The sequence below is a fragment of the Nostoc sp. LEGE 06077 genome, assembly GCF_015207705.1.
Taxonomy (GTDB): Bacteria; Cyanobacteriota; Cyanobacteriia; order Cyanobacteriales; family Nostocaceae; genus Nostoc_B.
Genome location: NZ_JADEWI010000067.1, coordinates 13,055 through 37,878, shown reverse-complemented (window position 1 = coordinate 37,878; position 24,824 = coordinate 13,055). Strand labels below are relative to the sequence as shown.

Annotated in this window: 23 protein-coding genes; 9 read left to right on the top strand and 14 right to left on the bottom strand. The window is 40.7% G+C overall.

Annotated elements, in window-relative coordinates; translation table 11 throughout:
• Window positions 1-308: hypothetical protein (locus IQ244_RS32765; RefSeq protein ID WP_228059203.1), on the bottom strand; the 308-nt coding region annotated here is incomplete at its 3' end.
• A 583-nt stretch (window positions 309-891) separates the two neighbouring features.
• Here IQ244_RS32765 and IQ244_RS27810 point away from each other — a divergent pair.
• The 3 genes from IQ244_RS27810 (at window position 892) to IQ244_RS27800 (ending at window position 2,179) form a co-directional block, all read left to right on the top strand.
• A complete protein-coding gene (locus IQ244_RS27810) occupies window positions 892-1,092 on the top strand; it encodes a GGDEF domain-containing protein (RefSeq protein WP_228059202.1) in 201 nt (66 codons plus the stop codon).
• 185 nt (window positions 1,093-1,277) lie between these two features.
• Window positions 1,278-1,679, top strand: a complete 402-nt coding sequence (locus IQ244_RS33445; protein ID WP_193899931.1) for a HindVP family restriction endonuclease — start codon at window positions 1,278-1,280, stop codon at window positions 1,677-1,679.
• On the top strand, window positions 1,643-2,179 hold the full coding sequence (locus IQ244_RS27800; protein ID WP_193899930.1) for a DNA cytosine methyltransferase: 537 nt from the start codon (window positions 1,643-1,645) through the stop codon (window positions 2,177-2,179). Before IQ244_RS33445 ends, IQ244_RS27800 begins: the two co-directional genes overlap by 37 nt.
• A 99-nt stretch (window positions 2,180-2,278) precedes the next feature.
• Here IQ244_RS27800 and galT read toward each other — a convergent pair whose 3' ends face one another.
• Window positions 2,279-3,379, bottom strand: coding sequence for a galactose-1-phosphate uridylyltransferase (gene galT / locus IQ244_RS27795; RefSeq protein ID WP_193899928.1), 1,101 nt, complete (start codon window positions 3,377-3,379; stop codon window positions 2,279-2,281).
• Entirely contained in the window at window positions 3,358-5,217 is a 1,860-nt protein-coding gene (locus IQ244_RS27790; protein WP_193899927.1) for a glycoside hydrolase family 2 protein, read from the bottom strand. The genes galT and IQ244_RS27790 overlap by 22 nt, the downstream gene beginning before the upstream one ends.
• A gap of 524 nt (window positions 5,218-5,741) precedes the next feature.
• Between IQ244_RS27790 and IQ244_RS27785 the strand changes: the two genes are divergently transcribed.
• The 3 genes from IQ244_RS27785 (at window position 5,742) to coaBC (ending at window position 8,063) form a co-directional block, all read left to right on the top strand.
• Window positions 5,742-6,383, top strand: a complete 642-nt coding sequence (locus IQ244_RS27785) for an alpha/beta hydrolase (RefSeq protein WP_193899926.1) — start codon at window positions 5,742-5,744, stop codon at window positions 6,381-6,383.
• Window positions 6,384-6,536: 153 nt separating this feature from the next.
• Entirely contained in the window at window positions 6,537-6,749 is a 213-nt protein-coding gene (locus tag IQ244_RS27780) for a DUF2555 domain-containing protein (RefSeq protein WP_193899925.1), read from the top strand.
• A gap of 63 nt (window positions 6,750-6,812) precedes the next feature.
• Window positions 6,813-8,063 (top strand): bifunctional phosphopantothenoylcysteine decarboxylase/phosphopantothenate--cysteine ligase CoaBC, encoded by a 1,251-nt coding sequence (gene coaBC, locus IQ244_RS27775; RefSeq protein ID WP_193899924.1) that lies wholly within the window; start codon window positions 6,813-6,815, stop codon window positions 8,061-8,063.
• Window positions 8,064-8,166: 103 nt separating this feature from the next.
• On the opposite strand, the gene IQ244_RS27770 is transcribed toward coaBC, so the two are convergent.
• Window positions 8,167-8,790, bottom strand: a complete 624-nt coding sequence (locus IQ244_RS27770; RefSeq protein ID WP_193899923.1) for a class I SAM-dependent methyltransferase — start codon at window positions 8,788-8,790, stop codon at window positions 8,167-8,169.
• Between the two features lie 93 nt (window positions 8,791-8,883).
• Between IQ244_RS27770 and hemH the strand changes: the two genes are divergently transcribed.
• Together hemH and IQ244_RS27760 are read left to right on the top strand one after the other, a co-directional pair.
• Window positions 8,884-10,050: a ferrochelatase gene (gene hemH / locus IQ244_RS27765; protein WP_193899922.1), complete on the top strand. Its 1,167-nt coding sequence runs from the start codon at window positions 8,884-8,886 to the stop codon at window positions 10,048-10,050.
• A gap of 110 nt (window positions 10,051-10,160) precedes the next feature.
• The gene (locus IQ244_RS27760) at window positions 10,161-10,739 is read left to right on the top strand and encodes an NADPH-dependent FMN reductase (RefSeq protein ID WP_193899921.1); all 579 of its coding nucleotides are present in this window, start codon (window positions 10,161-10,163) and stop codon (window positions 10,737-10,739) included.
• Window positions 10,740-10,753: 14 nt separating this feature from the next.
• Here the strand turns inward: IQ244_RS27760 and IQ244_RS27755 are convergent, their stop codons facing one another.
• The 5 genes from IQ244_RS27755 to IQ244_RS27735 form a co-directional block, all read right to left on the bottom strand.
• Complete coding sequence (locus IQ244_RS27755) at window positions 10,754-10,966, bottom strand: DUF4351 domain-containing protein (RefSeq protein WP_193899920.1); 213 nt, start codon at window positions 10,964-10,966, stop codon at window positions 10,754-10,756.
• Between the two features lie 10 nt (window positions 10,967-10,976).
• Window positions 10,977-11,885, bottom strand: coding sequence for a DUF4351 domain-containing protein (locus IQ244_RS27750; protein ID WP_193899919.1), 909 nt, complete (start codon window positions 11,883-11,885; stop codon window positions 10,977-10,979).
• Window positions 11,886-11,899: 14 nt separating this feature from the next.
• Entirely contained in the window at window positions 11,900-12,925 is a 1,026-nt protein-coding gene (locus IQ244_RS27745) for a zinc-dependent alcohol dehydrogenase (protein WP_193899918.1), read from the bottom strand.
• Between the two features lie 171 nt (window positions 12,926-13,096).
• Window positions 13,097-13,282, bottom strand: a complete 186-nt coding sequence (locus IQ244_RS27740) for a hypothetical protein (RefSeq protein WP_193899917.1) — start codon at window positions 13,280-13,282, stop codon at window positions 13,097-13,099.
• A 57-nt stretch (window positions 13,283-13,339) separates the two neighbouring features.
• Window positions 13,340-14,407, bottom strand: a complete 1,068-nt coding sequence (locus tag IQ244_RS27735) for a glycosyltransferase family 4 protein (RefSeq protein ID WP_193899916.1) — start codon at window positions 14,405-14,407, stop codon at window positions 13,340-13,342.
• Between the two features lie 460 nt (window positions 14,408-14,867).
• Between IQ244_RS27735 and xth the strand changes: the two genes are divergently transcribed.
• The gene (xth, locus tag IQ244_RS27730) at window positions 14,868-15,653 is read left to right on the top strand and encodes an exodeoxyribonuclease III (protein ID WP_193899915.1); all 786 of its coding nucleotides are present in this window, start codon (window positions 14,868-14,870) and stop codon (window positions 15,651-15,653) included.
• A 91-nt stretch (window positions 15,654-15,744) separates the two neighbouring features.
• On the opposite strand, the gene IQ244_RS27725 is transcribed toward xth, so the two are convergent.
• The 5 genes from IQ244_RS27725 to IQ244_RS27705 form a co-directional block, all read right to left on the bottom strand.
• Window positions 15,745-17,952 (bottom strand): EAL domain-containing protein, encoded by a 2,208-nt coding sequence (locus IQ244_RS27725; RefSeq protein WP_193899914.1) that lies wholly within the window; start codon window positions 17,950-17,952, stop codon window positions 15,745-15,747.
• Window positions 17,953-18,146: 194 nt separating this feature from the next.
• Window positions 18,147-19,655, bottom strand: coding sequence for an ATP-binding protein (locus IQ244_RS27720; RefSeq protein ID WP_193899913.1), 1,509 nt, complete (start codon window positions 19,653-19,655; stop codon window positions 18,147-18,149).
• An 8-nt stretch (window positions 19,656-19,663) separates the two neighbouring features.
• Complete coding sequence (locus IQ244_RS27715; RefSeq protein WP_193899912.1) at window positions 19,664-21,958, bottom strand: PAS domain S-box protein; 2,295 nt, start codon at window positions 21,956-21,958, stop codon at window positions 19,664-19,666.
• 137 nt (window positions 21,959-22,095) lie between these two features.
• On the bottom strand, window positions 22,096-23,631 hold the full coding sequence (locus IQ244_RS27710; protein ID WP_193899911.1) for a SagB/ThcOx family dehydrogenase: 1,536 nt from the start codon (window positions 23,629-23,631) through the stop codon (window positions 22,096-22,098).
• Between the two features lie 113 nt (window positions 23,632-23,744).
• Window positions 23,745-24,653: a DUF4349 domain-containing protein gene (locus IQ244_RS27705; protein ID WP_193899910.1), complete on the bottom strand. Its 909-nt coding sequence runs from the start codon at window positions 24,651-24,653 to the stop codon at window positions 23,745-23,747.
• Between the last annotated feature and the right edge of the window lie 171 nt (window positions 24,654-24,824).

Here is a 24,824-nt window from a genome sequence, read left to right as displayed (position 1 = left end):
CCGGATGCACACCACACAGCCGTTTGAATTCTTCTGGTTTGAGGTTCTTTACCTTTTCGTAGCTCATAGATGTCAAGAAAGCTCTCAGCTACTTTTCCCACGCTCATGGGACTTTTGCAAGAGGTCTCTTCTTTTCTGAAAGACGAAAATGTGGAACCCATGACACCGACAACTACGCCAGTGGCAGTTAACATGGTGGTGCGATTGAGAAATGAACGTCGGCTGAAGCGTTTAATAAATGAGCGGCGAGTTGGGGAATGTTGGCTTTCGTTTTCAGCTGGGTTTGCTGACTCAGATTCAAATTGCATCAAATTTGCTCCTCAATTAAAAAAAGTCAATATGATATAGCGCTACAGGAAATTACTTGTAGACGTTGCTGACCTATGGCGCATCATCGACAACACGATGCGTTAGAAAAGTTCTGTTTGGAGGTTTAGAAAGTTACCCATTTCCTGACCTGAGATAGACAAAATCTATATGTCAGTATTCAGGCATACTTACTCTGCCCGCCGTTTTTTATATATACGCCCATTAACTACTAAAAATCTATCGATTTACCGTAGATAGTGATTAAAATAGAATTTCCCACAAATTAGCTAGAAAAGCAAGACGATTGTCTAAATAAAACACGGAAACTAGATTCTATAAGAGCTTTGGGAAAATTTAGCTTTTATAGGGATAGTACCAGGTAAAAAATGCTACTTATGTTTACGCTACTTTCAATCCAAATTTATCTCTCGTATAGTTCTCCAACATTGTGGCAAATAGCTAAACTCCTAAGAAACATGGGTATAAGAAACATGGGTATAAGGGTGTTGGGCGATAGGAGAACAAAAAGTGTTTGTTGGATATTTTGCAAGTGTGTCACTGAGCTAGTCGGGGGCTAACATTTTGCAGAAGCTAGATACTTTGCGTCGCCTAGAAGTGACTACTAGCAATCAAGAAATTTTTAGTGTAACTATTAGTGGTGGAGTGGCGGAGTTCCCCAAATATGGCCATAATGTGCAAACACTTTACCGCGCTGCTGATGCAGCTTTGTATCAATCTAAAGCCGCAGGACATGATCAGATATTTTTGTCGGCGAGAAATTGAAGTATAGCAGGAGGCAGGAGAAAAAGTCTTACTATTCCTGGCATTCAAGCTTTCAAATGGTCGTAACATATCTGACTACCGCTGTACATTAGACCTCTTGCATAAATATTTTTGTCTCACGCAAAGGCGCAAAGGCGCAAAGAAAAAGATGAAAAGAAAGACTTTTGCAAGAGGTCTAATATCTAATTGGTAGTCTTCCGGGTGTTGACCTAGTTACCCAAGCGAGAGATTCAGGCTCTTGCTTACAGCCAATTGAGATTAAATTAACAGCTTTACCGGATAATACAAGTTGTGAATTTGCAGAAGATTATTATGGTTGTGAAATTGTAGTCAGACCAGATACTATAGTTTATTTAGCTTGTAGTATTGTAGAAAACTTTAGACCAAATCCATCTGCTCTTGGCAGTGTGATTACGGGAAAGCTTGCAAACATTACTGACTGGACAGAAGCAATTTCTGTAATACCTTACATTCCAGATATGATTGACTGTATAGATGCGATAGCACTTTCACTTATAGATGAACAAAAACCTTTTTTAATGCAACCTATCTGGAAAACAGAAGGGAAATCGCCTGTTCAACGTTAAATGCAAGCTATTGTGGAGTTCCACAAGCTAGAAAACGTTACTTTTTAATTGGTCAGCTTCATGGAGAAGATAATGCTCTCAGCAATTATCTAATAAAACATCTATCTAAGAAGTCTATGACTGTTTTTGATTATCTAGGTCATGATTTAGGTATTGAGTATTTTTATCGTCATCCCAGAAGTTATAAGAGAAGGGCTATATTCAGCATATATGAACCTAGTCCAACAGTTAGGGGAGTCAACCGTCCTATTCCCAAAACATATAAGAAGCATGAAGGAGATGTTTGTGATATTAATGAGAAATTAAGACCTCTTTCTACAATCGAAAGAAGTTATATTCAAACATTTCCAAAAACGTTTAAGTTTCAGGGTAATAAATCAGATTTAGAGCAGATGATTGGTAATGCTGTTCCTGTCAAGTTAGCTGAATATGTAGCTCGTTGCATCCTTCAATATGTACAAGATTCTTCTGTTCAAGTTTCACTTCATACGGTTTCTTGATGAACCTACGCTTTATTCCTGAATACAGAGACGTTATATATCAATCTCTAAATAATTTATTGTGAGGCGCATTTTATAACGAATGCGCCTGTCTTTCCTTTATGCAGAAATCGGCATTTGTAAATTGACGTTCACCGCCTGTAACTCTTTCGCCTTCTCCTCTGGTAAAGCATCATTAGCAAACATCCCGGCTGCAAGTTCCGTTCCCGCCAAATACTTCAGCTTGTCACTGGTGCGATATGGGGGGTAAAACTGAGCGTGTAAATGTGCTTCAGGATGAGCTAAACCGTCCGTGGGTGCTTGAAACCAAGCCATTAAGTAAGGAAATGGACGATTCCACAAGCCATCATATTTGAGGGTGACGGTTTTCAATGCCTTAGCCAGTCCCCAGCGTTGTTCTGGTGTCAGTTCTGTAAAACTGTTTACTGGCTGAATTGGTGCAACCCAGACTTCATAGGGATAACGCGCACATACGGGGACAAAGGCGATCGCATCTTCATCCTGATATATAATTCTCTGGTTATCAGTAATCTCTCGTTGAATCAAATCTTGTAGTAACCCACGCTGATGTTCTTGATAATACTCCTGCTGCATGGCTAACATCCGTGCTGGAACAGGTGGTATAAACGGATAAGCGTAAATTTGCCCGTGGGGATGGTGCAAGGTTACACCCACTTCTACACCTTTATTCTCAAAGGGCAGAACGTACTGTATTTGGGGATTTTCTCCCAATTCACAGGTGCGATCGCCCCAAACTTCCAATAGTAAATCCAGGTGCGACAATTCTAGAGAACTGAGGGAAGCACTAGCATCTTGAGTAAAAACTACTACCTCACAAGCCCCATTGGCGGGTAAAGTCTCCACGATCGCATCAGGTGGATTCTTCGCTGTAGGAATCATCGAGGGAAAGCGATTATCAAACACCGCTACATCATACTTACCTTGGGGTAGTTCTGTAGGAAAGGTGGGGTCAATGGTTGGCGCGAGGGGGTTATATTCTGGAGGCGGCATGAAAGTCCGCCCTTGACGGTGACTAGCATAAGCTACCCATTCACCCCGTAAGGGATGCCAGCGCAGATGCGGGTTAGCTTGCACTGGCTCGTTACTAGGGCTAGTAGCTTCTAGCTGACTATTGATGGGATGGCGACTGTATAAAGTCAACTTTCGACCATCTGGTTTTAACAGCTTGTGGGAGTACATAATCCTTGTCCTGAAAGGGTGGCAGCGCGGATGGCCTCAAGGGGAAATTTTGGCGTGCGATCGCCGTACAATAAACCGTTAGCTTCTTGGAAAGTATCTGTGAATTGGGTGTAACAGAAACCGCTAAATAGCTCAATGTCATTCACTGTTTCCAATAAAGCAGCGTATTTCATTTGTAATTCAGAGATATTCGAGCAGGTTTCATATCCCCAAGCTTGATGTGCATCAGGCTTGTCTAGTGGTACATAAGCAATCCCACCAAACTCAGTTAACATCACTGGTTGCCCTTGATGGGGATAATTATCGAGGGTGAGGATGCGTCCACCTGGACGGCTACGCTCAAATAGATCCGATATTTTGATATCAGGTCGATAACGATGGGCTAATCGTTCAGGCTTCTTGTCATAGTCATGAATAGCCAGAATATCTGTATCTGTACTTTCCCAACCATCATTACCAATGACTGGGCGAGTTGGGTCGAGAGTTTTGGTCAAGTGATACATTGCTAAGACGTAGTTGCGATGAGCCGCCGTCTCTACTAAATTTGGCACTCCCCAGGATTCATTAAAAGGAACCCAGGCCACAATACATGGATGACTGATATCTCGCTTGATGATTTCCGTCCATTCACGGGTCATACGTTCCACAGCTTTCGGGGTGAAACGGTAAGCGCTGGGCATCTCCTCCCATACTAACAGCCCCAAAACGTCTGCCCAATATAAAAAGCGGGGGTCTTCAATTTTTTGATGTTTACGAACTCCGTTAAAACCCATAGCTTTGACGAGTTCTACATCACGTCGTAATGCCTCACCATCGGGTGGAGTCATTAAGGTATCAGGCCAATAACCTTGGTCAAGAACTAGCCGGAGATAATAAGGGCGACCATTGAGCATAAAGCGATCGCGCTGGATGGTCACAGTTCGCATGGCTGTATAAGATTGCACTTCATCTAGCAGCTGGTCTTGGTGCCATAGCTGAATTTCTGCATCAATCAGCGTGGGCTTTTCTGGACTCCACAGCAATTCATTCCGACAGTCATCAATACCCGGATCACCTAAAGCAATCCTGCGGCTAATTTCCCCACTAAATACCTCGTATGTATCACTGGCTAATACCAAACCATCCACACTTAATTTCACTTTGATTTGTACACCCGTTGTCGGGACATCACCCGCAAGCCCAACTTCAAAGCCAATTTCCCAGCGTTCACAGTCAGGCATCCAACGTAAATGACCAAGATAAGTCTTACCTACACGTTCCAACCAAACAGTTTGCCAAATTCCAGTAGTGCGGGGATACCAAATACTATGGGGTCTTAACTGCCAATCCTGCTTACCACGAGGTTTAGCCAGGTCGTGGGGGTCGTCTTGCGCCCACACTGTCACCTTCGTTGTGCCACTGTCATTTAAAGCATGGGTAATATCGAGACTGAAAGAGGTGTGTCCGCCTTCATGCTCGGCTATATATTGATCGTTAACCCACACACGAGCGCGATAGTCTACAGCCCCAAAATGTAATAGTAGCCGGCCATCTCCAGTTGGCGTGGCAAATTCCCTCTCATACCAACAATTTGCATGAAAACCCTGATCATTAATCCCACTTTTGGTAGATTCCGGGGCAAAGGGAACTTCTATATAATCACACCATTGTCTAAGGTCGCTGGGTTGGACGCATTTTCCCTCGTCATCAAATGCAAACTTCCAAAGCCCATCTAGACTTTGCCAGTGTGAACGTTTTAACAGTGGTCGTGGATGTATTACTGTTTTTGAATCCCAAGAATTACTATCAGCTTTAGAATGTAATTCAACTTCACCATTTTTCATATCTAACAATCTCATCAGATTTCCTCCTTATCTATAAAATGAATAAATCCTTGCTATAGGTTAGATTTAGAGCAAAATATCGGATTGCCAGATATAGAATTAGTTTTTACCCGATCATTTATTGCTCGGTTATAGTAACTAGCATTGTATTTTTTCGCAGCAATACTGTTACCTTCAGCACTGGATGTGTTAGAGCATCAAAATAGTTTTTCTGCTCTTAACTCGTGACATTATGACACATACATCACCCATGTTTGCTAGGGAAGCTTAAAAAAGTATTAAGTTTAGTTAACTAGGTAATTAGCTATAGCAATCCTAATTGAAAGGTGAGAGAATACAAAGATAAAAACCAGCTATTTATCAGATTTTCAGCCATTTTTTCTCTCTCAACTGATAGAGGCTTGCTAGATAAATTTACCAGTCTCCAAAGTAGAGAAGAAAGAAATTATTTATACAAGTAGCTATCATGAACTCAATCTTCTCAATACCATTCTGTTAGAAGATGAAGCAGAGTAAAATTCTTAGACAATTGAGAAGAGTTGAATTTTAGGAGCAAACCTCTGTCTTTACAATTTATCAATGTCCCCCCGGCTAATTCTCAACCTCCCGTTGGCTTAATTGTAGCTTTGCACGGTTGGGGTGCAAATGCTGAGGATGTGGCATCTTTATTACCTTATTTCCAATTACCGAATTACCAGTTTGTTTTTCCAAATGCACCATATCCGCATCCTTATTCTGCTGTTGGTAAGGCGTGGTATGAGCTAAGAATGGAAAATATGTATCAGGGTTTAGCGGAAAGTCGGCAATTACTCACAGATTTTTTGCAATCTTTAGAAAGCAGCACTGGGGTACCTTTATCACGGACGATTTTGTGTGGCTTTTCTCAAGGTGGGGCGATGACTTTAGAAGTGGGATTAAAGTTACCTCTGGCTGGTTTAACTGTGATGAGTGGTTATTTACATCCAGATGCATTACCGAAAGGTCAAAGTCAAATTCCGCCAACTTTGGTTATGCACGGTACTCAAGATGAAGTTGTGCCATTGTCAGCAGCTATCAAAACGCGGGAAGCTTTGCAGTCTATGGGATTTACAGTAGATTACCTAGAATTTGATGCCGGACATGAAATTAATCTGCAAATGTTAGAAGCGTTACGAAATTTTGTTTTAAAGACAATTGCGTAGCCTTAAATACAATTTTTTTACAATTATGGTAAAAATCATGCAAATTTTTACGAAACAAATGCCGTCTAATGAGTAATATAGATTGGGTGGTTACGTCAAGCGCAACTTTACCCAAGCTGGATGCAAATGCTGCATAAGGGAGGGGCAAGCATTATGAAGACTCTAGGCATTTCCAAGACAGAAATTGCTGCCATGACCGCAGCAGATGTGGAAGACTTAGCTAATCGTCTGGAACTTGATAATTATAGCAATGCTTTTGAAGGTTTGAACGATTGGCATCTACTCCGAGCGATCGCCTTTCAGCGTCCAGAATTAGTGGAACCCTATATCTACCTCTTAGATTTAGAACCTTACGATGAAGCTTAGATAAAGTCTGAAGTATAAAGTATGAAGTGTGAAAATAATTTCAGGCTTCATCTTTTTTTTCTGATGTCTAATCTTCAGTCTTCCAGCGAAAAACGCAACAACAGGGTTCTTATTTGTGTAGGCGGCGGTATCGCCGCCTATAAAGTTTGTGAGGTGGTTTCCACTCTATTTAAAAGTGGGGTGGAAGTTCGCGTGATTCTCACCGGTTCAGCGCAAGAATTCATCACGCCTCTGACTTTAGCTACTCTCTCCCGTCATCCAGCTTATACAGATGATGATTTTTGGCAACCAACTCACTCTCGTCCGTTGCATATTGAGTTGGGAGAATGGGCAGATTTAATCGTAATTGCACCTTTAACAGCAAATACATTAGCTAAGTTAACCTACGGAATGGCTGATAATTTGCTGACAAATACAGTGTTAGCTTCTACTTGTCCTGTGTTGTTAGCACCCGCGATGAATACCGATATGTGGGAACAGCTAACAGTGCAGCGCAATTGGCAGCAGTTGTTAACAGATAGCCGCTATCATGGGATGAGTACAGCATCAGGGTTACTAGCGTGCGATCGCATCGGTGCTGGGAGAATGGCGGAACCATCCGAAATTGTCACTCGTATCCAATCTTTGTTACATACTGGCGGTAAGCGAGATTTAGTCGGTAAACGCATTTTAATTAGCGCTGGGGGAACGCGAGAGTATCTCGACCCAGTAAGATTTATTGGTAATCCATCTACAGGTAAAATGGGTTTGGCTTTGGCAGAAGCCGCATTGCATCGTGGTGCAAGTGTCACTTTAGTACATGGCGTAGCTAGTTGGGATGTACCTTTAGGTGTGCAAGCTATTCCTGTAATTTCAGCCGAGGAAATGCAACAGGTAATGTTGGAATACTTACCGAATGCTGATGTGATTGTGATGTCAGCGGCTGTGGCTGATGTCAAGCCTAGAGACTATAGTAGCGAGAAATTGCCCAAGCGATCGCTCCCTCAAGCTTTACCTCTAGAACCTGTACCTGATATTGTTGCCCAATTAGCGCAACTCAAACAACCACATCAATTATTAATCGGTTTTGCTGCACAGACGGGAGATATCATCATCCCTGCAAAGGAAAAATTGCAGACGAAAAAATTAGATGTAATTGTTGCTAATCCCATCGATCAACCAGATAGTGGTTTTGGGAGTAACAATAATCAAGCTATTTTTTTAGATGGGCAAAATCATCAATTAGAAATTGCCCATTGTTCTAAATTAGAAATGGCGCATCATCTATTTGATTTTGTGATGGGTAGAGACGCGAAATTTCGCGTCTCTACTTGATTGTCATATGCATCCATCTGCGGTTAATTATAAGAATTTTTTGTCTCACGCAAAGACGCAGAGGCGCAAAGAGTTGTAGACAGTTTGCTTGTTTCATAGGCAATTATTTTTTTGCCTGAATTACTTGTAAGCTCCCACCTGCATATAGTTGTGTCTTCTCTACATTGAAGCCAATTTCCTTTAATAATCCTGGCAAATCAGTTTTGATTAACTGCCAAGCTGTTTCTGTTTCAAATAATAGTAAAAACAATGATACCCCTGGCCAAAATATGGGATTATTAGGCGCATGAAAATCTACTAATGTAAAAACTCCTCCTGGTTTTAAAACTCGATATACTTCTTGAAGAATTTGTCGTAATTGTTCAGGTTCCATTTCATGTAAAGCGGCGCTGGTATGCACCAAATCAAAAGAATTGTCTGCAAGGGGCATATTTTCAGCAAAAGCTTCTATATATGAGGCTTCTGGGACATTTTGTTTTGCTCTTTGCAATGATTTTGGTGAGGCATCTAATCCTGTTACATTTTGTGAAGATTTCACTAAAAACTGTGTAGATTGCCCACTACCACAACATAAATCTAATACCTGAGTATCTGAATGAATTGTTAAGCCTTGTAAGGCAAGTTGGCGAAAGCGGGTTTCACCACCGACGCTGATAGCTGCTACGCGGGAAATAGCATCATACAACCATTGATACCGATAACTTAAATCACGTAAAATTGTGGCCATTGCATCTTTCCTGACTGTTAAGCTTTATATTTAATAAAGATATATTGTTAACATTAGTAAAAAATCTGAAAAGGTTGGGGGAAAATAACTGCTATGGGTCGTGTAGGCGTTTTATTACTCAATCTCGGTGGCCCCGATAAGTTAGAAGATGTCGGGCCATTTTTGTACAACTTATTTTCTGATCCCGAAATCATTCGCCTACCATTTCGCTGGTTGCAAAGACCCCTAGCGTGGTTCATTGCCTCGCGGCGCGTGAAAACATCTCAAGCAAATTATAAGCAAATTGGTGGTGGTTCTCCCTTACGACGAATTACAGAAGCGCAAGGAGAAGCCTTAAAAGAACAGTTGAGTCATTTAGGGCAAGAAGCTAACATCTACGTAGGTATGCGTTACTGGCATCCTTATACAGAAGAAGCGATCGCTCTCCTGACTCAAGATGATATTGAAAAATTGGTCATTCTGCCGCTTTACCCACAATTTTCCATTAGTACTAGTGGTTCTAGTTTCCGGCTATTAGAAAAACTTTGGCGAGAAGACCCAAAACTACAACCGCTGGAATACACTGTTATTCCTTCCTGGTATAAACAACCAAACTACCTGCAAGCGATGGCACAACTTATCGCCCAGGAAATAGACCAATGTCCTCATCCTGATGATGTGCATATCTTCTTTAGCGCCCACGGTGTCCCCAAAAGCTACGTTGAAGAAGCAGGCGACCCCTATCAGCAAGAAATTGAGGAATGCACATACTTAATTATGCAGACCCTCAATCGTCCCAATGCTCACACTTTGGCTTATCAAAGCCGTGTCGGCCCCGTAGAATGGCTACAACCCTATACTGAAGATGCGCTAAAAGAATTAGGCGCACAAGGCGTTAAAGATATCGTGGTTGTACCCATCAGTTTTGTCTCCGAACACATTGAGACATTACAAGAAATTGACATTGAGTATCGTGAAATTGCTGAAGAAGCTGGAATTCACAATTTCCGGCGCGCACCTGCGCCAAATACTCATCCAGTATTTATTCGAGCCTTGGCTGATTTAGTCATTGAAGCACTGGAACAACCCAATTTCAAGCTATCACAAGCAGCCCAAATAAAAAAAAGGGTGAAGATGTATCCCCCAGAAAGTTGGGAATGGGGTATGACTACGAGTGCAGAAGTTTGGAATGGTCGAATTGCAATGTTAGGCTTTATTGCTTTAATTATTGAGTTAGTTACTGGTCATGGTTTGTTACACATGATTGGATTGTTGCAATAAAACAGGGGCTAGGGGCTAGAGGCTAGGGACGATAAAGTAGTATTTTTAAGTAAATTTCACAATGAATTTATGAAAGTCTTTTAATCCCTACACCCCATTCCCTACTTACTATGTTTAAAACATTAGTTTTCTACGGTTCCTACAGAAGCGATCGCCAAGGTATCAAAGCTGCTAGATTTATTATTGATCAACTCCAGCAAAGAAACCATGAGGTAATTTTTGTTGATGCTAAGGAGTATGATTTTGGCATTTTAGACCGAATGTATAAGGAGTATGATCAAGGTCAGGCTCCGGCAAAAATGGCAGAATTAGCAGAACATATCCGCACCGCAGACGGTTTTGTTGTGATTACCGGAGAATACAATCATTCTATTCAGCCAGGATTGAGTAATCTGATGGATCATTATCTTGAAGAATACTTTTTCCGCCCGGCTGGGATTGTTTCCTACTCAGCTGGCGGCTTTGGCGGAGTCCGCGCAGCTATACAGTTACGCTCTTTTCTAGGAGAGATGGGAATGGTTACTATTTCAACCATGTTTGCTATCTCCAAAATTGGCGACTCTTTGGATGAATCAGGTACTCCACGAGAAGCAAGTTTGACGAAGAGAGTTGGTCAATTTTTAAAAGAATTGGAGTGGTACGAAGAAGCATTACAAAACCAACGAAAAGAAAAAGGTACTCCGTTCTAATCCAGTTATTTTAACTATCTATTTTCAAACCAAGCTTCTAAATCAGCAGTGGTTGTAAAATCTAGCAAAGCTTCACCTAAATCGTCTAACTCAGCAGTTGATAAACTTTGAATTTGTGCTTGCAATTGTGGATTCACTTCACCTAGACGGCGGTTAAGTAAGCGTAGAATCAGCTTTGCTTCTCCTTGTTGTATTCCTTGTCTCATCCAACTGGTAACGATTTGCATAACTACTTAACTATCTATTTTCAAACCAAGCTTCTAAATCAGCAGTGGTTGTAAAATCTAGCAAAGCTTCACCTAAATCGTCTAACTCCGCAGTTGATAAGCTTTGGATTTGTGCTTGCAATTGCGGATTCACTTCACCTAAACGGCGGTTAAGTAAGCGTAGAATCAGCTTTGCTTCTCCTTGCTGTATTCCTTGCTGTATTCCTTGTCTCATCCAACTGGTAACGATTTGCATAACTCTTTCCTCCTGCTGTGGTTCAATACTAGCAAGTTGCTCTTGAAATATTTTTTCTTCTTGAGCGTTTAAATCGAGATATGTATCAATAAACCCTGATATTAATTGTACTTGTGCTGGGTTGAGGTCTAAGTTCACTAACGATTGCAGGGACATTAGCTTGACTGTCGGACGTTCTTGAACATTCATCCGCATTTTAGCAATCAAAGCACTTGCGACAGGATTTCTTTGATTGAGAAAGTCCTGCCATCTGAATTGATTTAATTGCACAACGTCATAATTAAATTCCAGCACCTTTTTGTTGGGAAAATCAATGCGATATGAGTTCGGTTCTGGTGTCAGTGGCGTGTCATGGGAATAAATGACTATAGGATATATGGGTAGCGCATATTTTTCATGGAGTCGAGCGAAGTAGGTAAACATTCGCTGATTGAAATTAGTTTGTGAATAAGATTGATGTTCAGTGTGGATAATAAATAAAGTATTTTGATTTCTAAATGCAACTTTAGCCGCTACATCGAGTATTTTGCGTTCTCCCTCAGTCACATCTGTAAATACTTCTTGTGGTAAAAACTCGATAGAGTCTCGCTCCCAATAAGCACTGACATCGGGAAAAAATAATTCGATAAACTCAGGGAAGAAGTTAGAAAGAAGTTCTTTAAATAAACGATCGTGGTCAATCATCAAGAATTTCAGTCCTAATTACAAACCATTGCTACTTTAATTACTTGACGCGCTTTCATCTCCTGAAACACCTGTTCTAGATCCTTTAAAGGTCGCTTTTCACTGATAAGTAATTCTAAAGGTTTTTTACGACTGGCTATCATCGCAAGTGCCGATCGCACATATTCCGGTGTGTTGTGAAATACGCCTTTTAATGTGAGTTCACTGTAGTGCAATTGTTCTGTATTCACGGTAATTGTCGTATCTCTGGGACAGCCACCGAATAAGTTGACTGTTGCTCCAGGACGGGCGCAGGCGATCGCAGTTTCCCATACACTAGGTACACCAGTGGCTTCAATCACGACATCTGCACCCCAACCTTGAGTCAGTTCTTTCACCACACCGGGAATATCAGTCATTTGATGATAGTTAAATGTCTGGGTTGCGCCGAGTTTTTGACCAATTTCTAGTCTGTGGTCATTTCCACCCCAGAGTATTACTTCAGCTGTATCAGCTAATGCAGCAACAAACATTAAGCCAATCGCCCCATCTCCCAAGACAACTACTCTATCTTTGGGTTTGATATTGGAACGGGCGACACCATGCAATACACAAGCTAATGGTTCAGTCATCGCCGCCAACTCAAAGGGCAATTCATCAGGAAGACGCAATAAATTATGCTTGACTATGGTTGCGGGAATTTTGAGATATTCGGCAAATGTGCCATTATTCCAAGTTAAATTCGGACATAGGGAATACTCTTGACGTTGACAAAAAAAGCATTCCATGCATGGGGCGGAGTTATTCGCTACGACGCGATCGCCTACTTGCCAATCGCTGACACCTGCACCCACCGCCACAATTACACCGGCGGCTTCATGACCAAACAATGTGGGTGGTTTCAACATCTTGGCATGACCACCACGCCGCCACACTTTCAAATCTGTACCGCAAGTTGTCGCTGCACCCACTTGTATGACAACTTCACCAGCTGCTGGCGTGGGATCAGCTACTTGCTCTAACCGTAAATCTTCCTGGCCATAAAGTAATGCTGCTAACAAGGCTTGTGACCCAATTCAAAAGCTCCACCTGATTTTATCAGGTAGAGACTTGCATACTAAAATAGCCCAGCTTTGTTTATAGCTGTAGTCACTGAGGTGAGGATAGTTTTGATTACTTAAATTCCTAAAGCACTTATTTTATACTCAGCACTCAGCACTTTACGAAGAGACTTAAGTATTGATCTTTGGCTGAGTCAGCACTCCTGTATTCCGGGTTTCTCCATTATTTAAGCGATTAACTGTTAACAGCGGTACTTCTTGTCGGCACGACAGGCAAAACCAATATAGTTCACCATGACGGACATGACGCAGTAGGGAACCACCGCAACATGGGCAATTGTTGGCTCGCATACTCATTCCAATGTCCTCCTTAAAATAAGATTGATGTTAAAACGCAGGTAAAAAGGTTGTAAATTATTGCCGAACTTTAGCGGCATAGATGTAACCGTTGAGGTTGATGCGATTTTTTATAATTTCTTTGTAGACTGCTTCGTAGCCATCTACCATTTGAGTAACGCTAAATTTGTTTTTGACGTGTTCTCTACAAGTTTGACGATTTAGTTTCAAAGCTGCGGGAATCATAGCTGCCATTTCTTCAGAGTTTTGGCAGATAAAACCTGTTTGACCTTGAACAATAACCTCCGGTACAGAACCTAAATTCATGGCAATTACTGGTGTACCAGTGGCCATAGATTCGATCATCACCAAACCAAAGGGTTCCTGCCAAGAAATCGGAAAAAGAGTAATTGCAGCATTGCCAAGAAGTTCAGCTTTTGCGGTGTGGTTAATTTCACCGAGATATTCAATTTGCTGACCATCTATTTGGGGGGCAATCTCTTGTTCAAAAAATTTCAAGTCTGCAACATCAACTTTTCCAGCCATTTTTAAGCGCCAACCAGTTTGTTTCGCAATTGCGATCGCTTGGTTTGGCCCTTTTTCGGGAGAAAATCGCCCTAAGAATGCCAAATATGGCGGTTCTTTTGGTTGGGCTATAAACGGATAATCTGCCAGCTGAATTCCGTTATAGACTGTGGCAACATAATTTAAATTAATTTGCCGTTGGGCGTTACTAATGCTGACGTACGCTTGCTTTTGGTGGTGACTATATACGTTAATGTTATCTTTTGTAAAATTGCCGTGTAAAGTATGCACTGTGGGAGTTGAAACCAAACTCGCCAAGGGTAATGCCGCAATTCCTACATGAGAATGAATGATATCGAATTCCGCAGCTTGTTGATAAGCTTGGCTCAGTTCTAACATTTCATACACTGCATACTCTTTGACATCACTGTCTAAACGTAAGGCGCGTGGATAAATTGCAGCTAAACGAGCCAGAGTTTGTGAATCACCAGAAGCAAATAAAGTTACTTCATGGCCTCGACGCACTAATTCATCGGTCAAGCGACTCACTACCAGTTCAATTCCTCCATAGTTTGGAGGCGGAACTCGTTCCCACAAGGGGGCTACCTGAGCGATTTTCATAATTTGTTTTGGTTTGGACTGTAAGTAAGTCTTTTTGTAAAGATTAATAAAATCTTTTCGAGAAGACAAAGCATTTTTACTGACTCTTTTAAGATTTCAATTAACTTAACTGACTCTGAAGAGTGCAACATTAGTTAACAGTAACGTCCAAGTCTACCAATACATTTAAAACCATCTACTATGTTGTAGACACTAGGTGCTTACCCCTATAAAATATAGCTCACCTTCCTTGAATTTCATCTACCTTGGGGATCAGAATTAGTTAGGCTATTTTGTAGCAGAACTTACAAAAAGGCAGATTTTGTAGCTGTAAATACTAAAAATCCTAGCCGGGATCAATTTTCAAAAAATGTCAACCTGTGCAAAAATAGGCAATTGCGAGGATCATTAACATAAAGATTAAATAATACTAAAATTTTTATAATTGAGAATATCACGCATTAATTCGATATATAACTAAATGAAAATAGTTACTTGGAATGTTAATTCAATCCGTACTCGTTTAGAACAGGTGAGCAATTGGTTAAGTCAAAATCCTGTAGATGTGCTTTGCTTGCAAGAGACAAAAGTCATAGATGCCGACTTTCCGCGATCGCCTTTTACAGAATTAGGTTATCACGTCTATATATCAGGACAAAAAGCTTATAACGGTGTAGCCCTCATCTCCCGTCAACCACTAACAGATGTTTCTGCTGGTTTCACTGCCATATTGCCTCACTTAGAACCAGAATGGGATGAGCAAAAACGCGTAATTACAGGTGTGATTGACGGCATTCGGATTGTAAATTTATATGTGCCTAACGGTTCTGCAATTGGCAGTGAAAAATATGAATTTAAGTTACGCTGGTTGACTGTCTTACGGGAGTATTTACAATTTCTGCTGAAATCCCAATCAGCTATTTGCATCTGTGGTGACTTTAATATTGCCTTGGAGTCTATAGATATTCACGACAAAGTAAATCCAGAAAACCACATCATGGCATCCCAGGCAGAACGCCAAGCCTTACGAGATGTTCTGGAATTAGGCTTTGCCGATGCTTTTCGCAAATTTACATCTGAAGGTGGTCATTACAGTTGGTGGGATTATCGCACAGCTGCCTTTCGCCGCAACTTAGGTTGGCGAATTGATCATCACTATCTCACACCAGTTTTGTATGAGCGTGCCAAAAGTTGCATCATTGACGTGAACCCCAGAAAATTAACCCAACCCAGCGACCACACACCAGTGATTGTGGAACTTGAGTAGACTAAAAAGTTATCAGGAATTACGCAACTGGCACACCTATTTTTTGGTACAAGAGTCAACGAAAAAAATCTGACACTTGCGTAAGTCCTAGTTATGCTTCACAGTTCATTTGTACTAGACAATTTCTGCCTTGGGCTTTTGCCTGATAGAGTCCTTGATCAGCAGCAGCTATCAAAGTTGCAGGGGAGGATTGACTATTAGGAATGATGGTTGCTACACCCAAACTGAGGGTAATGATTTGATTGATCTGCGAATTTGGGTGTAGTAATTGCAATACACGGACATTAGTTTGAATTTCTGTAGCAACTGCGATCGCACCTTCAGCATCTGTATTGGGCAAAATGACGGCAAATTCTTCGCCACCATATCGAGCGACTAAATCAGCAGGGCGTTTAACAGTCATGGAAATTGCCTGGGCTACCTGTCTAAGAACATCATCTCCTGCTAGGTGTCCATAAGTATCGTTATACAACTTAAAACAATCGACATCACACAAAATTAAAGATAAACAGGCTTGTTCCCTGGCTAATCTTTGCCACTCGGTGTTGAGTGTGTCGTCAAAGCAGCGCCGATTTGCCACTTGGGTTAAACCATCGGAAGCAGCAAGGCGCTGTAATTCTTGGTTTGCTTGTTGTAATTTATGGTATAGTTCCGACTGGTGAATAGCGATCGCAGCTTGTCCGGCTAACTGGTTAAATAAGTTAATTTCTGATTGCTGCCATTGTCTGCTATTGCTACATTGATGAGCAATTAATAATCCCCATAAACGCTCTTGTTGCAAAATCGGTACGACCAAGTTTGCCCGAATTTGTAACCTCTGCAATAGTTCAATATGACAAGGTGATAGTCCTTCGGTTTCAATATTTTCAATTGCTCTTGTATTGCCCTGTTGGTAGTAATCTGCGCGGGTAGACTGAAAGCATGTATCCATAACATTAAATCCGAGAATGGATATACACCCCGGTGCTAAAGACTCTACAGCTACTAATCCACTCCAGTCAGGCTCAAACCGATAAATTACCACTCGGTCTACAGCAAACAGTTGTCGAACTTCATCTGCTGTGGTTTGCAAAATCTCGTCTAATTCTAAAGATTGTCGGATACGCTGGGTAACAGCAGCAACAATCCGTTCGGAGTCACTTTGGTGTTGTGCTTGCTGCTGGATTGGCTGATCATTTACCAATGCTGAACTTAAGGCGATCGCATCAAAATGAGGAGTATGAGTCACAGGTACAGGATCAGGTTGAGCGATTAAATAGCCTTGAGCAAAGGTTGCACCTTTTTCTCGTAGCCAGTTCAGTTCTTCAATGCACTCAATTCCTTCCGCAACTGTCAGGATGTTTAACTTGTGGGCAATCTCGATAATTTTCTCGGTAATTGAGGCTTTGTACAAATCTTGATGCACATCTCGAATTAACTCTATATCTAACTTGATAAAGTCGGGACGTAACTGGTGCAATAAGTTTAAACCGGAATAGCCAGAGCCAAGGTCATCCAGCGCGACTAAAAACCCCGTATCTCGATAGTATTGCAGCACCGCCTTGAGATGGGCTAAATCTTGAGGATTGTCTGACTCTACAACTTCAAAGACAACCCGATCATGGGAAATACCGGCTTGATCAATTGCTTCGACTGTACTACGTAGGCAAGAAGCGGGGTCATAAAGCGCTGTTGGTGTAAAATTGACGAAGATTTTCCCGTTAACTTGATGGCGGCTAAATTGAGCGATAGTTTTGAGGCGAGCGAGTTGGTCGAGTTGTGGTAGCAGTCCGGCTTCCGTAGCTAATTCTAAGATTGGCCCTGGTGATAATAAATTACCTTCTTTATCCAGCCCTCGTAATAATGATTCATAACCGTAAATTTCGGATGTATTTTGAATTGAGACGATGGGTTGAAAGTGTGTAGTAAATCGTTCCTGTGCCAGCATATTTACTAGCCACTCAGATTGATTGAATGTAATGAAGCGTTGCAATGAGGCAATGTCACTAAAATCCTGGAGTTGTGGTTGAAGTGCGCCACGAATAAACAGGACTTGCGTTTCTTTTAATTCTCTGGGTGCTAAAAGTTGAGCTAAATTATAGGCAATTTCTTGGGCTTGTCCGGGTTTACAGTCTAAACTTAGCCCTGGACGCTCTTGCATCAGTTCATAATCTAGGGAAAATTTTTGTAGGTAAGCAGTAACTTTGATGAGGGTATGGTGAATGGGAAACCAGAGAAAAAGTCTGCCTGCTTCCTTCGTCTGGCAGCGTGCAAGATGGCGACAAGCACAAGTCTTGGAAGTAGGAGATTTCTTGCTCATAGGTAATACTTTGCTGATCCGACTTATTTTAATGTTCCCAATAGTCTGAAAGTAAAAGATAAATTGCTCTTCAACTACATGAAGATTTGGTGATTTTAAGGTAATATCTTTCAGTTAAAAAAGTTCTTCGGTGCAGACAAGTTAATAGGGAACAAAAAGTTAGACGAAATTCAATTCTGACTTCTAAATTCTAACTACTGAATTCTATTTTGATAGTTTAATGGCAAAGTAATGGTCAATGTGCTACCAATACCAGCTTGACTGTGAATGCTAATTTGGCCTTGATGCGCTTCTACACACTTTTTCACAATAACCAATCCTAGCCCTGTACCGGGAATGGATTGTACATTGGAAGCTCGGTAAAATGATTCAAAAAGTCGGGCTTGATCGGCTTCCGGGATACCAATTCCGTGGTCTTGAATGCGGAAAATAGCTACTCCGTCAATTAGGTCGCAAGTTAAATCAAATAAGATATTACCACCTGTGGGAGAGTATTTAACAGCGTTATTGAGTAAATTCGTAAATATGTAACGCAATAATTGTTCATCCATACACGCTTCTGTGCGATCGCTATGACAGTTAAAAATAATTTCGGCGCTTCTAGGATGAATTGTGGTAAATTCAGCGATTAATTCTTGACAAAATTCTGCTAAATCTAGCAAAGCAGGCTGACACTCTAATTTACCTGCATCCGATTTCCCCATAAACAACACATCTTCCATGAGTGTTTTCATGGATTGCACTGCACTATTAATTCGTTTTAAATAGGTCTTTCTTTTTTCTGGTTTGAGGTTTTCTCCTTGCAGTTCAATCAACTCAACTGAGGATTGAATTACACTTAAGGGATTACGAAATTCATGAGAAACAGTTGAAATAAATAAGGATTTAAGTTGATTAACTTCTCGCTCTTTATGCAATGCTTGTTCGAGTAATTGTGCTTGTCGCCGTTCACTGAGATCCCAAAAAACAACTACTACACCATTTATCTGTCCAGACTGCCGCATAATCGGAGAAGCACTATCACCAATGGGAACTCTGGAGCCGTTTTTTGTAATCAGTGATGTAAAGTCATCTAAATATACAACCTGTTGCTCTCGGAGAACTTTTGCCACTGGGTTTTCTAAAGAAGTTTCTGTAACTTCATCCACTAGTTGAAAAATTTTAGATATATCTTTCCCCAAAGCATCTACTTGCTGCCAACCAGTTATTAACTCGGCGGCCGGGTTGACAAATGTCACAATTCCTTTTTCATTGGTGGCAATGACTGCATCACTCATTGAGTTTAATAGCGTAGCTAATCGGTCTCGATGTTCTCGTAAGTCTCGTTCTAATTCGTGCTTTAATAACCCCATTTCAATGGCGATATGCAAATCTTTTGGGGTGAAAGGTTTAATGACGTAGCCAAATGGTTGAGTAGTTTTTGCCCTTTGTACTGTATTACTATCGCCGTAAGCAGTTAGAAATATTACTGGGATATCTAACTGCTCACGAATCTGAGATGCTGCTGTGATGCCATCCATCTCACCTTTTAAGATGACATCCATTAAAACTAATTCAGGTCTGCTTTCTAAAGCTTTAGCGATGGCAATTTGTCCGGAAGAAGCTGTACCAATTACTGTATATCCTAGCTGATTCAGTTGGTTGGCAATGGTTCTGGCAACTATGACTTCATCTTCAACGACTAAAATTCTCACTTGCTCCATTGGAAATATTACTGCAAAATTAACTGGGGAAATTGGATTGTAAATTTTGTACCATGATTACGTTCTAAAGTCATGCTGCCTTCAAGCTGTTCTGTAACTAAGTCATAAACTAAAGATAAACCTAAAGAGCTACTGTTATTCCAATCTAAATCATTTGGTATGCCAACACCATTATCTTGAATAGACATTTCGATATGATCATTAATATTTTGTAGTGTAATAGTGATAGTTCCCTTTTTCTCATTGGGAAAAGCGTGTTTTAGACAGTTAGAAATTAATTCGTTAATAATCAACCCACAAGCGATCGCTTGATCAATATTCAGGCTAACTGCGGCAATATTAGTTTTTAATTCAATTCTTTCCAGACCTATTTGGTAAGAGATTAAAATACTAGTGGCTAAAGTCTGGATATAGTCAACTACATCTAGTTGGCCAATATTCGGTGAAGTGTATAAATTTTTGTGAATTAATGAGATAGAATCAATCCGATTTTGACTATCTTGAAAAACTCTCATTACTTCTGGGTCTTTGAGAGTGTGAGATTGGAGTTGTAGTAAACTTGAGACAATTTGCAAGTTATTTTTGACGCGATGATGTACTTCTTTCAAGAGAATTTCTTTTTCAGCTAAGGCACTTTTGAGTTGCTTTTCGGCTTTTTGTCGTTCGAGTAATTCGGTTTGGGCTTGCTGAAATATACTAGACTTTTGAATAGCGATCGCAATTGTGACTGAAAGTTGATCAAGCAAGTCTAATTGATTTTCTTCCCATTCTCGTGGACTAGAACATTGATGCGCTACCAGTAAACCCCAAAGGCGAGAGCTAATATTTTCGCCACCTAATTCTAATAAAATAGGTACAACTAAATTAGCTTTGACTTCAAATTGTTCTAACAACTGAATATGACAATCTGTAAGTCCAGCTTGGTAAATATTAGCGATCGCACGTTTCCGCCCTTGATGATACTCTACTCCTGCACCTGTCTGAAAACAAGTATCTTTTATTTCTACACTTAACGATTTTCTCCACCCCGACTCGACTGATTCTGCTACGACTTTACCACTCATATCAGGGGCAAATTGATAAACAATTACTCGTTCTACTTGCAGCAAATGTCGGACTTCTTGAACTGTCGCGTTGAGAATATCTTGCAAATTTAAAGATTGATGAATTCGCTGTACCACAGATCGCATTAATTGTTCTCGTTCTAACTGAGTCTTTAACGCCCGCTCAGTTTGCTTACGATTTGTGATATCCTGCCCGATACCCATAATTTGATTATTAGGTAGTCGAATATTAGTCCAAGATGTATCGACGATTCGGCCATCTCGCACTTGAGTTCTAAAATCATCCCAAGTGTGATCTGCTGACAGAACAAAATTCATCACATATTGACGATCTTCAGGATGAGGATATACTGCTGCTAGTAGCTCACAAGTTGGTAAATCTTTAAATTTCCAACCAAGAGTTTTTTCCCATTCTTGATTTACCCATTGTAATTTACCTGCTGAATTAATTAAGGCAATCATCAAGGGAATGCGCTCAAAAATACTCTGGAGAAATTCATTTTGTTCTTTCAGTTGTGTTTCTGTATTTTTGCGTTCGGTGATGTCAGATAATACAGCTAAGATGACTGACTCCCCATTAAATATTAAAGACTGAAGTGAAACAATAGCCCAAAAACTAGTTTCATCTGCTCTTTTGAGCAGGATTTCGTAATTATGTAGAGAGCCTTTTTGCTCTAGTTCTCTTAATAGGGTTTGGGAATCAGCTAAATCATGATAGATATCTGCAACTGGACAATTGATTACATCCTCTGACGCGCAACAAAATGCTTGGAAAAACTCTTGATTAGCATTTAAAATTAAACCATCAGATAATCTGTAAATCATTAAGGGAACAGGAATTATTTCGGCAACTGCTCGAAATATTGCTTCACTCGCTAGGAGATTGCGCTCTATTACTTTACGCTCTGTAATGTCTTGAATATAAACTAAATGAGAGTTTTTCTGCTCATATTCTATGGCATGAGTAACTGTTTCAACATCAATATATTTGCCATCTTTGCAGTAATGTTGACATTGATCATAAAAAGTTAAATTTTGCTGATGATTGGCTATTTTTTTTAATAAAGTAGGCTGGTATTCTACATTGTAAAAGTCAGTAATCTGCATTTGCAGAAATTGTACTTTTGAATAACCATATTTACTAATTGCTGCTTCATTGACATTTAAAAATTGGAGATTTTCTCTATCGTATATCCAAATTGGAGAAGGATTATTAGTAAATAGGAAGTCATCATTCATATAATTATTAATATCTTTTTAGACTAAATTACTGGATGTTAAACTAAGCAGGAAATGAAAATTAATTCTATTTTTGATTTTTTTAAACTACAGCAGAGAACACAGAGATTTTCTGCAACCTCTGTGTCTAGTGTGTTTTATCTTGGTCTTCCCAATGTGGTGATGTAGATGACTGCCTCATCAGTAGGGATACCCAAAACTTCGTTTACTTGGTCATCAAAAAAGCCACCGATACCGCTGACACCCAAATTAAGATTCACTGCGGCTAAATTTAAGCGTTGACCCAAATGCCCTGCATCCATGTGTAAATAACGATAAACGCGATCGCCGTATTGGGCAATGGCAGCTTTGAGGTCTGCGGTATGAAAAACAACAGCGGCGGCATCTCTGCCTAAATCTTGACCCAAACACAGAAAGTGTAACTCTCTGCGGAAGTTTTTAAACCGAATCTGGCGTAATTCTTGGGCTTTGGGTGCGTAATAATAACAGCCAGATTCCAAACCTTTGACACCACTTACAGCAATAAACGTTTCAATTAAGTTGAGGTCAAAGTAATCGGGAGTCCGGTCAAGATTTTGCTCAATGTAATTTTGGGGTTGGTAAGTGAAATCAAGTAAAACCTTGAGTTCATCAAAGGTTAAATCATCACCACTGTAAGCACGGGTAGAACGGCGCTTATGGATAGTTAATTCCAAGCCAGAAAGATTATCGCCCCAGTTCATGGGTGTGGTAGCTGTGGGAATTTTCAGACAGAAGGGAAAATTATATTTATCTTCCAAAGACTTTTCTTGTTTGACAGCTGGTAAATTCAGCTTACCGGTGACACCTGATTGAATTTGGGTGTGATGATGAAAATATTTGAGTAATTCGCCGTCAGGGATGTGGGGATAGTTAGTTTCTGTAGCTGAAGGTAAAGCAGTACATCCTGTAGACAAATTTTGTTTGATATCTAATAAGTCTGCCATAGCCAAGACTGCGATCGCACCTTCTTGTTCTGGATCAATATATAACAAGTCATTGACAGCATCATCGACAAAACCACCAATCAAGTGGGGACGATAATCAGTAATAGCGCCAGCTAACTCAATATTTCCCAACAAATGTCCTGTATCGAGAAAAATTCGCCGATAAGCCCGATCTTCATAACGCCAAGCTGAACGATAAAAAACCGCAGTCACCACAATTGCCAATTGGGTACTGTCTAACGCCGAGTGCCAAAAACAAGCATCTTGCAAAGCTTGCCACACATCATTTTCCCAATACATCATTAGTGAATGAGTGCGACACTGATAGTTATAAAGCCCTGCGGGGAGGAATGGTGTACCGCGAGACACTATATACACCTCTGCTGGATACAACCCGCCAGCACTGGGCGCAGAACGCAAATACACCGCACTGCCCATAGAAGGCATTCTCGCCGTTAATCCGTAGCTGCGAAACAGTAACCGAGATAGCCTTTGCCACCATTGAACATCTTCTGCTTGAATAGCCAGGGGTTCTAACGATTCTTGCAGGTAAGGTTTGAGATCAAAAGCCGAGCCAATTTTATACTCCTTAAAAGGTACTGGCTGTTTAGCCCAGTCTAGCCTTTGGTTCTTCGAGGCTAGGGTTTCAGGGTCATATTTAGTACGTTCGTGGTAGTGCTGTGCAATAGATTGGTGGATTTCTGGCATAGTACTTTCAATACCCTAGGGCTTGCTTTTTTGATCTTGGCATTCATCTGGCTCATTATTTCGTGTTAAGCGGTACAATCCCATGAAAGAGTCAATGGTCAATAGTCAAGTTCTTAATTTCTAGTTTCTCCTGGTGTATGGGTGCGCCGCCAACGTAGAAAACCGTAGACACTCGCAGTTAAAATCAATAAATAAGGAGTGTAAACCATTAACCATATACCCAACTTTAATAGCCCAACAGTAAAGCGGCCTAGAGATTGGGTCGAATTGTTCCAAGTTTCTTGAATTTGGGAACCTACTGCGCGTTGGGGACTGGTACTAGATACAGCTGCTTCTAGATTTAGCGTAATGGTGGAATAGGCGACTTGATTTTGGATGTTTTTGAGTTGCGCGTCAATTTGCTCGATAGATTGTCTGACTTGACTAAGTTCTTGCGCCACACTTAACACATCACGCACAGAACCAGCCCTGTCCATAATTTTTTGTAAATTAGCTTCAGTTTTCCGCAGATTAGTTAATCTAGCTTGGAAATCCACCAAGCGATCGCCGACATCTTCGGCTGTAATATTACGACTTTCTATTGTACCTAATTTAGCTAGTTCTTCTAATGTCGGTTCCAACAAGTTCTGCGGCACACGCAGTTGTATAGATGCAGTGTGACGGGAATTTTCTTTGGTTGGTTGGCGTTCATTTAACCCAATTAAATCACCTTGTTGTTTGGCAATAATTTGTGAAACTGCATCAATGCTTTGCTCAACAGAGTTCACAACTACCTTCATTGCTGCCTTTTTGATTAATTGGGGACGCGCACGGGGTACTGGCGCGGCTTCGGCTTTTTGGGCAACATTTCCAGCTATATCAGCGGCTGGTTGATTTGCTAGTTGACTTTCTGCGGAACTTGGCGGTAATGATCTGCTAGATAAATTTTGCGGCGCAGAAGCGCAACTGGTGAGAACAACTCCTCCCAGTAAAGCACTCATAAATAAGGCAGATTTGCGTGGTAAGGGCAGAGAAAAATTCATAATCTCACCTTGGATGGATGGAATTAATCTCAGTATTGCCGAGGAAAGTTTTGAAGTTGGAATTGTTGCAATTTATGTAACAACTATTTTGCCAAATTTATGTGTGTGAGATAAATCACCGGAACTACCAGATTACTGAAATAGACTCAAAGTTGCGGTGTAAAAAAATAC

What these genes read in the sequence shown, in the direction of transcription:
- IQ244_RS27780 (WP_193899925.1), top strand. Translation starts at nt 6,537, where the DNA reads ATGAAGACTCTAGGCATTTCCAAGACAGAAATTGCTGCCATGACCGCA.
- IQ244_RS27710 (WP_193899911.1), bottom strand. Translation starts at nt 23,631, where the DNA reads ATGCCAGAAATCCACCAATCTATTGCACAGCACTACCACGAACGTACT.
- galT (WP_193899928.1), bottom strand. Translation starts at nt 3,379, where the DNA reads ATGTACTCCCACAAGCTGTTAAAACCAGATGGTCGAAAGTTGACTTTA.
- IQ244_RS27770 (WP_193899923.1), bottom strand. Translation starts at nt 8,790, where the DNA reads ATGGCCACAATTTTACGTGATTTAAGTTATCGGTATCAATGGTTGTAT.
- IQ244_RS27755 (WP_193899920.1), bottom strand. Translation starts at nt 10,966, where the DNA reads ATGCAAATCGTTACCAGTTGGATGAGACAAGGAATACAACAAGGAGAA.
- IQ244_RS27725 (WP_193899914.1), bottom strand. Translation starts at nt 17,952, where the DNA reads ATGAGCAAGAAATCTCCTACTTCCAAGACTTGTGCTTGTCGCCATCTT.
- IQ244_RS27740 (WP_193899917.1), bottom strand. Translation starts at nt 13,282, where the DNA reads ATGAGTATGCGAGCCAACAATTGCCCATGTTGCGGTGGTTCCCTACTG.
- IQ244_RS27705 (WP_193899910.1), bottom strand. Translation starts at nt 24,653, where the DNA reads ATGAATTTTTCTCTGCCCTTACCACGCAAATCTGCCTTATTTATGAGT.
- IQ244_RS27715 (WP_193899912.1), bottom strand. Translation starts at nt 21,958, where the DNA reads ATGAATGATGACTTCCTATTTACTAATAATCCTTCTCCAATTTGGATA.
- hemH (WP_193899922.1), top strand. Translation starts at nt 8,884, where the DNA reads ATGGGTCGTGTAGGCGTTTTATTACTCAATCTCGGTGGCCCCGATAAG.
- IQ244_RS27735 (WP_193899916.1), bottom strand. Translation starts at nt 14,407, where the DNA reads ATGAAAATCGCTCAGGTAGCCCCCTTGTGGGAACGAGTTCCGCCTCCA.
- IQ244_RS27750 (WP_193899919.1), bottom strand. Translation starts at nt 11,885, where the DNA reads ATGATTGACCACGATCGTTTATTTAAAGAACTTCTTTCTAACTTCTTC.
- IQ244_RS27790 (WP_193899927.1), bottom strand. Translation starts at nt 5,217, where the DNA reads ATGAGATTGTTAGATATGAAAAATGGTGAAGTTGAATTACATTCTAAA.
- xth (WP_193899915.1), top strand. Translation starts at nt 14,868, where the DNA reads ATGAAAATAGTTACTTGGAATGTTAATTCAATCCGTACTCGTTTAGAA.
- coaBC (WP_193899924.1), top strand. Translation starts at nt 6,813, where the DNA reads ATGTCTAATCTTCAGTCTTCCAGCGAAAAACGCAACAACAGGGTTCTT.
- IQ244_RS27760 (WP_193899921.1), top strand. Translation starts at nt 10,161, where the DNA reads ATGTTTAAAACATTAGTTTTCTACGGTTCCTACAGAAGCGATCGCCAA.
- IQ244_RS27720 (WP_193899913.1), bottom strand. Translation starts at nt 19,655, where the DNA reads ATGGAGCAAGTGAGAATTTTAGTCGTTGAAGATGAAGTCATAGTTGCC.